The organism is Sinorhizobium sp. GQ132, assembly GCF_059758575.1.
Window position 1 is genome coordinate 29405 of sequence record NZ_JCAXDX010000008.1, and the last position, 11739, is coordinate 41143.

The following is an 11739-nucleotide window of genomic DNA, read 5'->3' on the forward strand; positions in this document are numbered from 1 at the left end:
ATAACCGCCAACACCCACCGGCAGCGTGAGACCGGTGACGAATTCGGCTGCCGCAAAGGAAAGAAGAGAGCCCCAGCGTTTCAGTGTCAGAATCTGACTTGACAACTCCCGGCGATGTTACGTTATTACGTTCAATAAAACGAAATGTAATAACGTATCCACGAAGCCGGAGCATTGCCTCCGGCCGTCCATGCGACAGTGAGGTTCTCGTCAATGCCCGATCAGCTTGTCCCCACCCCCGTCACCGTCCTCACCGGCTATCTCGGCGCAGGAAAGACCACGCTTCTCAACCGCATCCTCTCCGAGCCGCATGGCAAGAAGTTCGCGGTCATCGTCAACGAGTTCGGCGAGGTCGGCATCGATAACGATCTCATCGTCGATGCCGACGAGGAGGTGTTCGAAATGAACAATGGCTGCATCTGCTGCACGGTGCGCGGGGACCTGATCCGCATCATCGAGGCGCTGATGCGCAGGCGCGAGCGGTTCGACGGCATCCTGATAGAGACGACGGGCCTCGCCGACCCCGCGCCGGTCGCCCAGACTTCTTCGTCGACGAGGATGTCCGCTCCAAGACACGACTCGACTCCATCATCACCGTTGTCGATGCCAGGCACCTTCTCGGCGAGATCGACCGCGCACATGAAGCGCAGGAGCAACTGGCCTTCGCCGACACGATCATCCTTAATAAGACCGATCTCGTATCGCCCCAAGGGCTGCAGGCCGTGGAGGATCGCATCCGCCGCATCAATCCGACGGCCGGCATCCTGAGGACGCAGCGCTGCAATCTCGAGATCGCCAGCCTTCTCGATCGCAATGCCTTCGATCTCGACCGCATTCTCGAGGTCGAGCCCGACTTTCTCGAAGCGGACCACGGTCACGAGCATGACGACCATGTCACGAGTTTCTCTCTGGTCGAACGCCGACCCGTCGATCCGGAAAAATTCTTCCGCTGGCTACAGACGACCGCCCGAGCCTTCGGCACGGACATGCTGCGGATGAAGGGCATCATCGCCTTTGCCGGCGACACCGACCGCTATGTCGTCCAAGGCGTCCACATGCTGGTGGAAGGCGACCACCAGCGTCCCTGGAAGCCGCGCGAAGAGCGCGTCTCGCGCCTCGTCTTCATCGGCCGCAACCTTCCGAAGGACGTCATCGCCGACGGCTTCGTGGCATGCTGCGCGAGCGCGGCCGACGTCGGATAGTCGTCAGCTTAGCACGATACCGCCGTCGACATTCAGCGTCTGGCCGGTCACGAAAGCCGCATCGTCCGAAGCAAAGAAGGCCACCGCACCGACAACATCCTCGGGATCGCCGATGCGACGCATGGCGGTTTTGTCCTGCCACGTCCTCCTGACCGCGGATTGACCCGCCCCATATCGGTGAGGATGATCCCGGGGCACACGCAGTTGGCGGTGATCCCGTCGGCACCCACTTCCTGTGCCAGCACGCGCGTCACGGAAAAATGCCGCATCGCTCCCGCTGTAGCACGGCGGGGCGAACGAGAATGCCCGAAGGGCTCATCAAACTGCTGAATTGTCCGAGGAATTTGGAGCGGGTGAGGCGATTCGAACGCCCGACCCCAACCTTGGCAAGGTTGTGCTCTACCCCTGAGCTACACCCGCTCATAAGACCCAGGCCCGGGGGTAGTCGGTGGACCAGGGGTGTCGCCCGTCTTGCGGCGACGGGCGCTATATGGCCTAAGCCCTTTTCAAATGCAACAGGGAAATGACGCGGATGCCAAGATTTTTTTCGCGAGCGCGTTCGAAGACCGGGAACGCCGCGTTTCCGGCCGCGCTGCGCCGCGCATGAGATTGCGGAACCTCTCGCTCCTCTTTAAAGCAGGCCGAGAGAAAATCGCGACGGCAGGAAGGATGGAGCATGAGCAAGGCTGAGCCGAAGACTGCGGAAGACCTCTTCCGCTTTCTCGACGAACTCGGGATCGAACACAGGACGAAGCGGCACGCGCCGGTCTTCACGGTGGCCGAATCGGTGGCGCTGCGCGATGAAATCCCCGGCGGACATACAAAAAACCTGTTCCTGAAGGACAAAAAGGACAATTATTTCCTTCTGACCGTCGAGGAACACGCGACGGTGGACCTGAAGACCGTTCATCAGATCATCGGCGCTGCAAGCAAGGTCTCCTTCGGCAAACCGGAGAAGCTGATGGAGTATCTGGGCGTGATACCGGGCGCCGTCACCGCCTTCGGCGCGATCAACGACACCGAGGGCAAGGTGAAGATCATTCTCGACGAGACCCTGATGGAGTTCGAGACGGTCAACTGCCATCCGCTCTCCAACGACCAGACGACCTCGATCGCGTCGAAGGACATGCTGCGCTTCATGGAGGCAACCGGGCACGAGCCGCTTGTCTTGAAAGTGACGGCCTGACATACGATCTTTGGCGCGAATGCATGAAGCCGGACGCCCAAGTCCGCGAGGAGAGAAGAATGAGCGGTAGCGACAATCCCTATCAAGGTTCCTTCGGCACCCAGATGACGGGCTCGGCCTCTTTCGGCGGACAGCCGGCAAGCACTTCGAGCGCCCCGAACGGCCCGATCCCGGACGACCTGATCAGTGAGACGACCACCGCCGCCTTTACCCGCGACGTGCTCGAGGCATCGCGCCAGCAGCCGGTGCTCGTCGACTTCTGGGCGCCCTGGTGCGGGCCCTGCAAACAACTGACCCCCATCATCGAGAAGGTGGTGAGGGAGGCCGCCGGCCGGGTGAAGCTCGTCAAGATGAACATCGACGACCATCCATCGATCGCCGGCCAGCTCGGCATTCAGTCCATTCCCGCGGTGATCGCCTTCATCGATGGACGCCCGGTCGATGGTTTCATGGGCGCCGTGCCCGAAAGCCAGATCAAAGAGTTCATCGATCGGATCGCCGGTCCCGCCGCAGACGACGGCAAGGCAGAGATCGAGAGCGTGCTTGCCGATGCCAAGGCGCTGATCGATGCAGGCGACGCGCAGAACGCCGCCGGACTTTACGGTGCCGTTCTCCAGGCCGACCCGGAAAACGCCGCGGCTGTCGCCGGCATGATCGAATGCATGATTGCCCTCGGGCAGGTCGCCGAGGCGCGCCAGGCGCTTTCGGGCCTGCCGGAAGCACTCGCCGCGGAAGCGGCCGTCGCCGCCGTCTCGAAAAAGCTCGACCAGATCGAGGAGGCCCGCAAGCTCGGCGACCCGGCCGCGCTGGAGCGCCAGCTCGCGCTCGACCCGGACGACCACGCGGCACGGCTCAAGCTCGCCAAGCTCCGCAATGTCGAGGGCGACCGCACCGCCGCCGCCGAACATCTCCTCACGATCATGAAGCGCGACCGCAGCTTCGAGGACGACGGCGCCCGGCGCGAACTGCTGTCGTTCTTCGAGGTATGGGGACCGAAGGACCCCGCAACGATCGCGGCGCGGCGCAAGCTGTCGTCGATTCTCTTTTCGTAAGCGGCCTCCGCGTCGAATTTTTCGGCTCCACGTGATCGATTCCGGTGTATTTCTCCCTTGAGATTTCGAAGGGCCGCACCATTTTTTGGTCCTACGGCACCGCGCTTCGATGAGGCGCGGCCGCTATCTGCAGGGTCTGTCGGAATGCATGTCGGAAATGCGCGCTATCTCGGTCCGAAGGACTTACCGGAGATTCTTCCGGTGTTTCCCTTGACGGGCGCGCTGCTGCTTCCCGGCGCACAGCTTCCGCTCAACATCTTCGAGCCGCGCTATCTCGCCATGTTCGACGATGCGCTCGCCGGCAACCGGCTGATCGGCATCGTTCAGCCCTCCTTCGCGGAAGGCCGCAACGAGATCGACGCCTCGTCGGTGCCGGCGCTTTGCCAAGTGGGCTGCATCGGCCGGATCACCTCTTTCGCCGAGACCGGCGACGGCCGCTACATCACCTCTCTCACCGGCGTGTGCCGCTTCCGGCTTTTCGCGGAGGTGGCCGGCTGTCGCGGCTACCGCCGGTTCCGCATCGGCCCCTTCGGGAGCGATCTCGAAAATCCGGACGACGAGAGCCTCGTCGACCGGGAGGCGCTTCTCGCTGCCTTTCGGGCCTATCTCGACGCCAACAAGCTCGAAGCCGACTGGGAAAGCGTGGAACGCGCAAGCAACCGAACCCTCGTCAACTCCATGGCAATGATGTCGCCCTATGGACCGGCGGAAAAACAGGCATTGCTGGAGGCCCCCGACCTGAAGACGCGGGCCGAAACGCTGATCGCCATCACCGAGATCGTGCTCGCCCGCAATTTCGGCGACCTCGACAATATTCTGCAATGAAACGAGCGATGGACATCAACGCCAGCAAGGTCGATCCGAAACTCCTGGAACTGCTCGTCTGCCCTCTGACTAAGGGCCGCCTCAGCTACGATCCGGAAGCCAACGAACTGGTGTCCGAAAAGGCCCGCCTCGCCTATCCGATCCGCGACGGCGTGCCGATCATGCTGGTCTCCGAGGCGCGCAAGATCGAGGATTGAAGATCGATGTTTCGGCGGTCAGGCTGCCTGATCTGCCGTGTGGTTTGCCCCTCTCCGCGGGTTTGACGGAAACTGGCCCTTCTCCCCATGCGGACCCCGGCGCAAACGGTGGCGTTCAAATCGGCTCGCCGGCGAGCAGCCGCGGATCGGCTCTGCCGGGAGTGCCCGCCGCTTGGCGGATGAAGAACTTCTTGAGCGACGGCAGGCGATCGACGAGGCCGAGGCCGAGATCGCGCACGACCCGCACGGGCATGATGTCGTTGGAGAAGAGCCGGTTGAGGACATCGGTCGTAACGCCCATCCGGAAGGTATCGAAGCGTCGCCACGTCTGGTAGCGCTCCAGAACCGCGAGCGAGCCGATATCGAGGCCCAGGCGGTCCGCCTCGACGATCGTTTCGGCGAGGGCCGCGACATCCTTGAAGCCGAGATTGAGCCCCTGGCCGGAAATCGGGTGGATGCCGTGCGCGGCATCCCCGGCGAGCGCGAAACGCGGCGCGACGAAGTCGCGGGCAAGCGTGAGGCCGAGCGGGAAGGCACGCCGGCCGCCGACCACCTTGAGACGGCCGAGCTTATGGCCGAAACGGCGCTCCAGTTCCTCCTCGAAGATGAAATCGTCCTCCTTCACCAGACGCTCGGCATCATAGGTGCTCTCGGTCCAGACGAGCGAGGAGCGGTTATTCTTGAGCGGCAGCGTCGCGAAGGGACCGGCAGGCAGGAAATGCTCCTCCGCCGTCCCGCCGTGCGGGCGCTCGTGCTCGACGGTGGTGACGATGCCCGACTGGCCGTAATCGAACTCCACGACCTTGATGCCCGCCGCCTCGCGCAGCCTCGAACGAACGCCGTCGCAGGCGACCAGCAGCCGCGCCTCGATCGTCTCGCCGCCCGCCAGAGTGACGGCGACGGAATGATCTCCGCTCCGGAAACTCTCCACCACGGTCGACTGCCGGATCGGGGCGCCAAGTTCGTCGCAGGCGCGGCGCAGCGCACCGACGAGCGCCGTATTCGGCACCATATGAGCGAAGGGGCGGCCGTCGCCATTGTCCTCGCCCTCGCCCCCGCCTTCGAATGTAAGGAATACCGGTCGGACCGGATCGGCCGTCTTCGAATCGGTGATCACCATCCTGCGGATCGGTTCGGCCTCGGGTGCGATCGCCTGCCAGACGCCCAGGACGTCGAGCATCCGCTCGGCAGCGGCGGCGACGGCCGATGCCCGTTCGTCCTTCTTCCACACGCCTTCCGGCGCGGCATCGACGACCATGACGTCGAGATGGGGGGCCGCCTTTTTCAGCGATACGGCAAGCGAGAGGCCGACATAGCCGCCCCCGGCAATCAGAACGTCGATCATCCGTCTCGTCTCCCGTCGCACTTGAAGCATCATCTCGTGCCTATATAGATCAATGCCAACGCCGTTCCTACCATCGGAGACCGCCGAAAATGTCGCGCCCTACCGAGACCGCCACGCCCATGGATGCGCTCCTTGCGATACTCGACCTCGAGAAGCTCGAGGAAAACCTGTTCCGGGGCTTGAGCCCGCAGGTCGGCTGGCAGCGGGTCTTCGGCGGCCAGGTGATCGGCCAGGCGCTGGTCGCCGCCCAGCGCACGGTCGACGGGGGACGCTACGTTCACTCGCTGCACGCCTATTTCATGCGTCCGGGCGACCCTTCCGTTCCGATCATCTACGAGGTCGACCGGATCCGCGACGGCTCGAGCTTCGCGACGCGCCGCGTGGTGGCGATCCAGCACGGCAAGGCCATCTTCGCCATGTCCGCCTCCTTCCAGTACGACGAGGATGGATTCGAGCACCAGTTCGACATGCCGGAGGTGCCGATGCCGGAGACGCTGCCGGGCGAGCAGGAACTCAAGGAGAAGTTTCTCGTTCACGCGCCGGAGGCGATCCGCCGCTATTGGGAGCGGCCGCGGCCGATCGAGATCCGGCCCGTCTCGCTCGAACACTATTTCTCGCGCGCGAAGGCGTCCCCGAAGCAGGACGTATGGGTGAAAGCGGTCGGGACGGTGCCTGACGAGCGTCATCTCCAGGCCGCGGTCCTCGCCTATCTTTCCGACATGACGCTCCTCGACACGTCGCTTTACGCACACGGCACATCGGTCTTCGACCGCAGCCTCCAGGTCGCCAGCCTCGACCACGCCATGTGGTTCCACCGGCCCTCGAAAATGGACGATTGGCTGCTCTATACCCAGGACAGTCCCAGCGCGCATGGTGCCCGCGGAATGACCCGCGGCAGTCTTTTCGACCGCTCCGGCGTTCTGATCGCCTCTGTCGCCCAGGAAGGATTGATCCGCAAAAAGGCAATTGCGTAAATTTTTGCCATTTTTCGGATTCTGCTCATATTTTAATCATTCCGACTGGCCTATTTTCAGCGCTCCGCGGCAGCCCTCTCGCCGAACGTGTTTTTTCCATTAGATTTCAGTGGTTTGTTCTGCCTCATCGAATCTGGCACGCCCCTTGAATGTAGCTATCCGGTTGCCAGCGCGTCAGGCGCTCAAGCAGCAAGGAGAGACGGCCTCCGCTGGAGGCAGACAAGGATGGGAACTCGATGAAAATTGTGATGGCCATTATCAAGCCGTTCAAGCTCGATGAGGTTCGCGAAGCCCTCACTGCCGTTGGCATCCAGGGTTTGACCGTGACCGAAGTGAAGGGCTACGGCCGCCAGAAGGGGCACACCGAGATTTACCGCGGCACCGAATATGCCGTGAGCTTTCTGCCTAAGCTGAAGGTCGAGATCGCGGTCGCGACGGAGATCGTCGACAAGGCCGTCGAAGCCATCGCTTCGGCCGCCAAGACCGGCCAGATCGGCGACGGCAAGATCTTCGTCTACTCGATTGACCATGCCGTGCGCATCCGCACCGGCGAGACCGACTCAGAAGCGTTGTAAACCACGCCGTTCAGGGAGCTATTTTCGATGTCGTCATTCACCCTTTCCACCTCTCTTCGACGCGTGGGAGCGACTGCTGCCGCGATGCTCGCGCCGGTCGTCGCGTTTGCCCAGGAAGCGGCGCCCGCCGCGGCCGCAACGCCGGTGCCGGACAAGGCCGATACCACCTTCATGTTCCTTTCGACGCTTCTCGTGCTGTTCATGCTGATTCCGGGCCTCGCCCTATTCTACGGCGGCCTCGTGCGCGCCAAGAACATGCTGTCGGTGCTGATGCAGTGCACGGTCATCGGCGCCGTCATGATGATCGTCTGGGTCGTCTACGGTTATTCCTTTGCCTTCGGCGGCTCGACGAGCGCCTATTTCGGCGGCTTCGCCAAGCTCTTCCTCGCGGGTGTGACCGTCGACAGCACCGCGGCGACCTTCTCCGACGGCGTCGTCATTCCGGAATATCTTTTCATGCTGTTCCAGATGACCTTCGCCGCGATCACCCCGGCGCTCATCGTCGGAGCCTTTGCCGAGCGCATCAAGTTCTCGGCCGCGATCCTCTTCGCCATCCTCTGGGCGACATTCGTCTATTTCCCGATTGCGCACATGGTCTGGGACGCCAACGGCCTGCTCTTCGGCATGGGCGCGCTCGATTTCGCCGGCGGCACCGTGGTCCACATCAATGCCGGCGTCGCCGGCCTCGTCGGTGCATTCATGGTCGGCAAGCGCACCGGCTACGGCCGGGACATGATGGCCCCGCATTCCATGACCCTGACGCTCGTCGGCGCTGCCATGCTGTGGTTCGGATGGTTCGGCTTCAACGCCGGCTCCAATCTCGAAGCCTCCGGCGGTGCGGTTCTCGCCACCGTCAACACCTTCCTCGCAACGGCTGCCGCAGTCCTTTCGTGGTCGCTCGTCGAGACGCTTACGCGCGGCAAGGCCTCGATGCTCGGTGCCGCTTCGGGCATGATCGCCGGGCTTGTCGCCGTCACGCCGGCGGCCGGTATCGCCGGTCCGATGGGCGCGATCATCATGGGCTTGATCGTCTCGCCGCTCTGCTACTTCTTCGTCTCGGTGATCAAGAACAAGTTCCACTATGACGACACGGCAGACGTCTTCGGGGTGCACGGCGTCGGCGGCTTCTTCGGCGCGATCGCGACCGGCGTCTTCGCCTCCTCCTCGCTCGGCGGCATCGGCTATGCCGACGGCGTGACCATGGGAAGCCAGTTGATGACCCAGATCACGGCCGTCGCCATCACGATCGTCTGGTGCGGTATCGTTTCCGCCATCCTCTACAAGGTGGTCGATGCGCTTGTCGGCCTTCGCGTATCGATGGAAGCGGAGCGGGAAGGGCTCGACCTCTCCTCGCATGGCGAAGCCGCCTATCACGCGAGCTGAGCAGCGTCGGCAAACGACGCCGCCAACAGTCCCGTCGCGGTCCGCAGTCTGCGGATCGCCCTTGGCCCGGATCTCGCGATCCGGGCCTTTTTTCGCTGCATACGCGTCCCCAGCGGCAATTTTTCCTGCACACGCGCATGGTTAATGTCACATTAACCCTACTTCGCTTAGGTTGATTCCATGGGCACGCAATGTGCCCGGAGCATCCCGCTTTTCGCCCTGGTTGAGGGTGAGAAGGCTGCTCCTCACCAAAAGGGCTGGAATATTCACGGGCGGCCTTTTCGCGCGCTCTCGTTCCGGCGGATCGAAACGGGCAAAGCAGGCAACATGAGCAGAAGCAATACCGCAACGCTTGACAGCCGTTCCAACCGGTTCGTGCTGACCCACTTCGTCTGGCGGCAGATCGCCTCGCTGGCGGGGTTCGTTCTCGTCGGTGCGCTGGCGCTCGCCATTGCTGCCCTTTCGACATGGAACGTCGCGGATCCTAGCTTTTCCTATGCAACGTCGAACGAGCCGACCAACCTTCTCGGCTATGGCGGCGCCGTCTTCGCGGACATCTTCATGCAGTTCTTCGGCCTGGCCAGCGTCGTGGCGCTGCTGCCGGCCGTCGCCTGGGCTCTCGTTCTCATCCGCGGCACGCATTTCGACAAGGTTCTCAAGCGGCTCGGCCTGTGGTTCGCCGGCTCGGTGCTGGCGAGCGCGGCCTTGAGCTGCGTTCCGGCGCCGATCACCTGGCCGCTGCCGAACGGCCTCGGAGGCGTCTTCGGCGACATGATCCTTCGTTTTCCCGCGCTCTTCACCGGAACCTTCCCGACGGGCACCTTCGCGACCGTACTCGCCTGCCTCTTCACCGCACCGGCAGCCTGGTGCCTCGTCTACAGCGCCGGCCTCATCGGCGTTAGCGAGGATGAAGAAGCAGAACCGGCACCGGAGCCTGCACCCAGCAAGGCGCGCACCATACGCGACGAACTCGAAGAGGAAGACGAAGAAGGCCCCCTTACGGTGCTGATGGGCTCGCTCGCCCATATGCGCTACACGGCGCAGGCCAGGCTTCGCCGTGCCTTCGGCATGGGAGCAAAGCCGGCGAAGCGTCAGTATGACGAGCCCTACGACTTCAACAACGACGAATTCGGCACATTGAACGAGCCGGTCCGGCCGAAGGCGCAGGCCGGTCGTATCGAGCCCTCGCTCGATCGCACCGAGCGCCGCATCGTCACTCCGCCGCCGATCACGGGCGACGAAGACGACCCGCCCTTCGATATCGACGAGCGACGGCCCGCCGGCATCCTGCCGGACGACGAAGACGACGTGGCCGCAGACTGGGCTCCGCGGCCTGCACCGCCGAAGCCGGCTCTGGCAATGGCGGGTTCGCGCGTGGCGCCGCCGCCGCCGCGGCCGAAAGCCGGGCAGCGCGTCGAGCGCGAGGCGCAGCGCTCGTTCGTCGATGAAGACGGCGATTTCACGCTTCCGCCGATCCATTTCCTCGCCGAGCCGAAGAATGTCGCGCGCGACGCCTCGCTTTCGGCCGATGCGCTCGAGCAGAACGCCCGCATGCTCGAAGGCGTCCTCGAGGATTTCGGCGTCAAGGGCGAGATCATCCATGTCCGCCCCGGCCCCGTCGTCACCCTCTATGAGCTGGAACCCGCGCCCGGGATCAAATCGTCGCGGGTCATCGGTCTCGCCGACGACATCGCCCGTTCCATGAGCGCGATCGCCGCACGCGTCGCCGTCGTACCCGGCCGCAACGCCATCGGCATCGAGCTGCCGAACCAGCGGCGCGAGATGGTCTATCTGCGCGAACTGATCGGCTCCCGCGACTTCGAGACGACCAAGACGAAGCTCGCCATGGCGCTCGGCAAGACGATCGGCGGCGAATCCGTCGTTGCCGATCTCGCCAAGATGCCGCATCTGCTTGTCGCCGGCACCACCGGCTCGGGCAAGTCGGTGGCGATCAACACCATGATCCTGTCGCTGCTCTACCGGCTGAGACCCGATCAGTGCCGCCTCATCATGATCGATCCGAAAATGCTCGAGCTCTCCGTCTATGACGGCATCCCGCACCTTCTCTCGCCGGTCGTGACGGACCCCAAGAAGGCGGTCGTGGCGCTGAAATGGACCGTGCGCGAGATGGAAGAGCGCTACAAGAAGATGTCGAAGATCGGCGTGCGCAACATCGACGGCTTCAACAGCCGCGTCGAGCAGGCGCTGGCCAAGGGCGAGGCGATCACGCGCACCGTCCAGACCGGCTTCGACCGACAGACCGGCGAGGCCGTCTACGAGACGGAGGAATTCGATCTTTCGCCGATGCCCTATATCGTCGTCATCATCGACGAGATGGCCGACCTGATGATGGTCGCCGGCAAGGATATCGAAGGCGCCGTCCAGCGGCTTGCGCAGATGGCGCGTGCTGCCGGCATCCACGTCATCATGGCGACACAGCGCCCCTCGGTCGACGTCATCACCGGCACGATCAAGGCGAACTTCCCGACCCGCATTTCCTTCCAGGTCACCTCCAAGATCGACAGCCGCACCATCCTCGGCGAACAGGGGGCCGAACAGCTCCTGGGCATGGGCGACATGCTCTACATGGCCGGCGGCGGCCGTATCCAGCGCGTGCACGGACCCTTCGTCTCGGACACCGAGGTCGAAGAGGTCGTTGCCTATCTGAAGACGCAAGGCGTGCCGCAATATCTCGACGCGATCACCGAGGACGACGAGGACGAGAGTGACGGCGGCGGTCCGGCCGGCACCTCCAACCTCGCCGATTCCGAGGACCCCTACGACCAGGCGGTGGCGATCGTGCTGCGCGACGGCAAGGCTTCGACCTCCTACGTGCAGCGCCGCCTCGGTATCGGCTATAATAGGGCCGCCTCGCTGATCGAGCGGATGGAGCAGGAAGGGATCATCAGCCCCGCGAACCACGCCGGAAAGCGCGAGATACTGGTGCCGACCGAAGCGGAGATCACCGGCCGGTAAGACAGCGCCACAGCGGCGTGATCA

General features: G+C 63.6%; 9 protein-coding genes, 1 tRNA gene and 2 pseudogenes. 9 read left to right on the forward strand and 3 right to left on the reverse strand.

The annotated features are described in order from the left end of the window. Positions 1 to 213 precede the first annotated feature (213 nt). A pseudogene (locus tag AC6CIG_RS20155) lies at positions 214 to 1202 on the forward strand (CobW family GTP-binding protein). Positions 1203 to 1205: 3 nt separating this feature from the next. On the opposite strand, the pseudogene AC6CIG_RS20160 reads toward AC6CIG_RS20155, so the two are convergent. Together AC6CIG_RS20160 and AC6CIG_RS20165 are read right to left on the reverse strand one after the other, a co-directional pair. Continuing rightward, positions 1206 to 1453: pseudogene (locus AC6CIG_RS20160) on the reverse strand (SDR family oxidoreductase); the annotation flags it as partial. A 94-nt stretch (positions 1454 to 1547) separates the two neighbouring features. After that, positions 1548 to 1622 (reverse strand) — tRNA-Gly (locus AC6CIG_RS20165). A gap of 256 nt (positions 1623 to 1878) precedes the next feature. Between AC6CIG_RS20165 and AC6CIG_RS20170 the strand changes: the two genes are divergently transcribed. From AC6CIG_RS20170 to AC6CIG_RS20185, 4 genes are all read left to right on the forward strand, one after another. Further along, positions 1879 to 2388 carry a prolyl-tRNA synthetase associated domain-containing protein gene (locus AC6CIG_RS20170; protein ID WP_018097357.1) on the forward strand — a complete coding sequence of 170 codons (510 nt, stop codon included), beginning with the start codon at positions 1879 to 1881 and terminating at the stop codon, positions 2386 to 2388. Between the two features lie 59 nt (positions 2389 to 2447). Beyond that, positions 2448 to 3440 (forward strand): thioredoxin, encoded by a 993-nt coding sequence (trxA, locus tag AC6CIG_RS20175; RefSeq protein ID WP_127711487.1) that lies wholly within the window; start codon positions 2448 to 2450, stop codon positions 3438 to 3440. A gap of 144 nt (positions 3441 to 3584) precedes the next feature. Further along, entirely contained in the window at positions 3585 to 4265 is a 681-nt protein-coding gene (locus AC6CIG_RS20180; RefSeq protein WP_018097359.1) for an LON peptidase substrate-binding domain-containing protein, read from the forward strand. Positions 4266 to 4273: 8 nt separating this feature from the next. After that, positions 4274 to 4462, forward strand: coding sequence for a Trm112 family protein (locus AC6CIG_RS20185; RefSeq protein WP_003537577.1), 189 nt, complete (start codon positions 4274 to 4276; stop codon positions 4460 to 4462). 115 nt (positions 4463 to 4577) lie between these two features. On the opposite strand, the gene AC6CIG_RS20190 is transcribed toward AC6CIG_RS20185, so the two are convergent. Continuing rightward, positions 4578 to 5807: a ubiquinone biosynthesis hydroxylase gene (locus tag AC6CIG_RS20190; RefSeq protein WP_234841252.1), complete on the reverse strand. Its 1230-nt coding sequence runs from the start codon at positions 5805 to 5807 to the stop codon at positions 4578 to 4580. Between the two features lie 89 nt (positions 5808 to 5896). On the opposite strand from AC6CIG_RS20190, the gene tesB reads away from it, so the two are divergent. From tesB to AC6CIG_RS20210, 4 genes are all read left to right on the forward strand, one after another. Next, positions 5897 to 6781, forward strand: a complete 885-nt coding sequence (gene tesB, locus AC6CIG_RS20195; protein WP_018097361.1) for an acyl-CoA thioesterase II — start codon at positions 5897 to 5899, stop codon at positions 6779 to 6781. Positions 6782 to 7017: 236 nt separating this feature from the next. Further along, complete coding sequence (locus AC6CIG_RS20200; protein WP_018097362.1) at positions 7018 to 7356, forward strand: P-II family nitrogen regulator; 339 nt, start codon at positions 7018 to 7020, stop codon at positions 7354 to 7356. A gap of 27 nt (positions 7357 to 7383) precedes the next feature. Further along, complete coding sequence (locus tag AC6CIG_RS20205) at positions 7384 to 8739, forward strand: ammonium transporter (protein ID WP_018097363.1); 1356 nt, start codon at positions 7384 to 7386, stop codon at positions 8737 to 8739. Positions 8740 to 9066: 327 nt separating this feature from the next. After that, positions 9067 to 11715 carry an FtsK/SpoIIIE family DNA translocase gene (locus AC6CIG_RS20210; protein WP_127711483.1) on the forward strand — a complete coding sequence of 883 codons (2649 nt, stop codon included), beginning with the start codon at positions 9067 to 9069 and terminating at the stop codon, positions 11713 to 11715. The last annotated feature ends 24 nt before the right edge of the window (positions 11716 to 11739 follow it).

What these genes read in the sequence shown, in the direction of transcription:
- AC6CIG_RS20180 (WP_018097359.1), top strand. Translation starts at nt 3,585, where the DNA reads ATGCATGTCGGAAATGCGCGCTATCTCGGTCCGAAGGACTTACCGGAG.
- trxA (WP_127711487.1), top strand. Translation starts at nt 2,448, where the DNA reads ATGAGCGGTAGCGACAATCCCTATCAAGGTTCCTTCGGCACCCAGATG.
- AC6CIG_RS20190 (WP_234841252.1), bottom strand. Translation starts at nt 5,807, where the DNA reads ATGATCGACGTTCTGATTGCCGGGGGCGGCTATGTCGGCCTCTCGCTT.
- AC6CIG_RS20200 (WP_018097362.1), top strand. Translation starts at nt 7,018, where the DNA reads ATGAAAATTGTGATGGCCATTATCAAGCCGTTCAAGCTCGATGAGGTT.
- tesB (WP_018097361.1), top strand. Translation starts at nt 5,897, where the DNA reads ATGTCGCGCCCTACCGAGACCGCCACGCCCATGGATGCGCTCCTTGCG.
- AC6CIG_RS20185 (WP_003537577.1), top strand. Translation starts at nt 4,274, where the DNA reads ATGGACATCAACGCCAGCAAGGTCGATCCGAAACTCCTGGAACTGCTC.
- AC6CIG_RS20210 (WP_127711483.1), top strand. Translation starts at nt 9,067, where the DNA reads ATGAGCAGAAGCAATACCGCAACGCTTGACAGCCGTTCCAACCGGTTC.
- AC6CIG_RS20170 (WP_018097357.1), top strand. Translation starts at nt 1,879, where the DNA reads ATGAGCAAGGCTGAGCCGAAGACTGCGGAAGACCTCTTCCGCTTTCTC.
- AC6CIG_RS20205 (WP_018097363.1), top strand. Translation starts at nt 7,384, where the DNA reads ATGTCGTCATTCACCCTTTCCACCTCTCTTCGACGCGTGGGAGCGACT.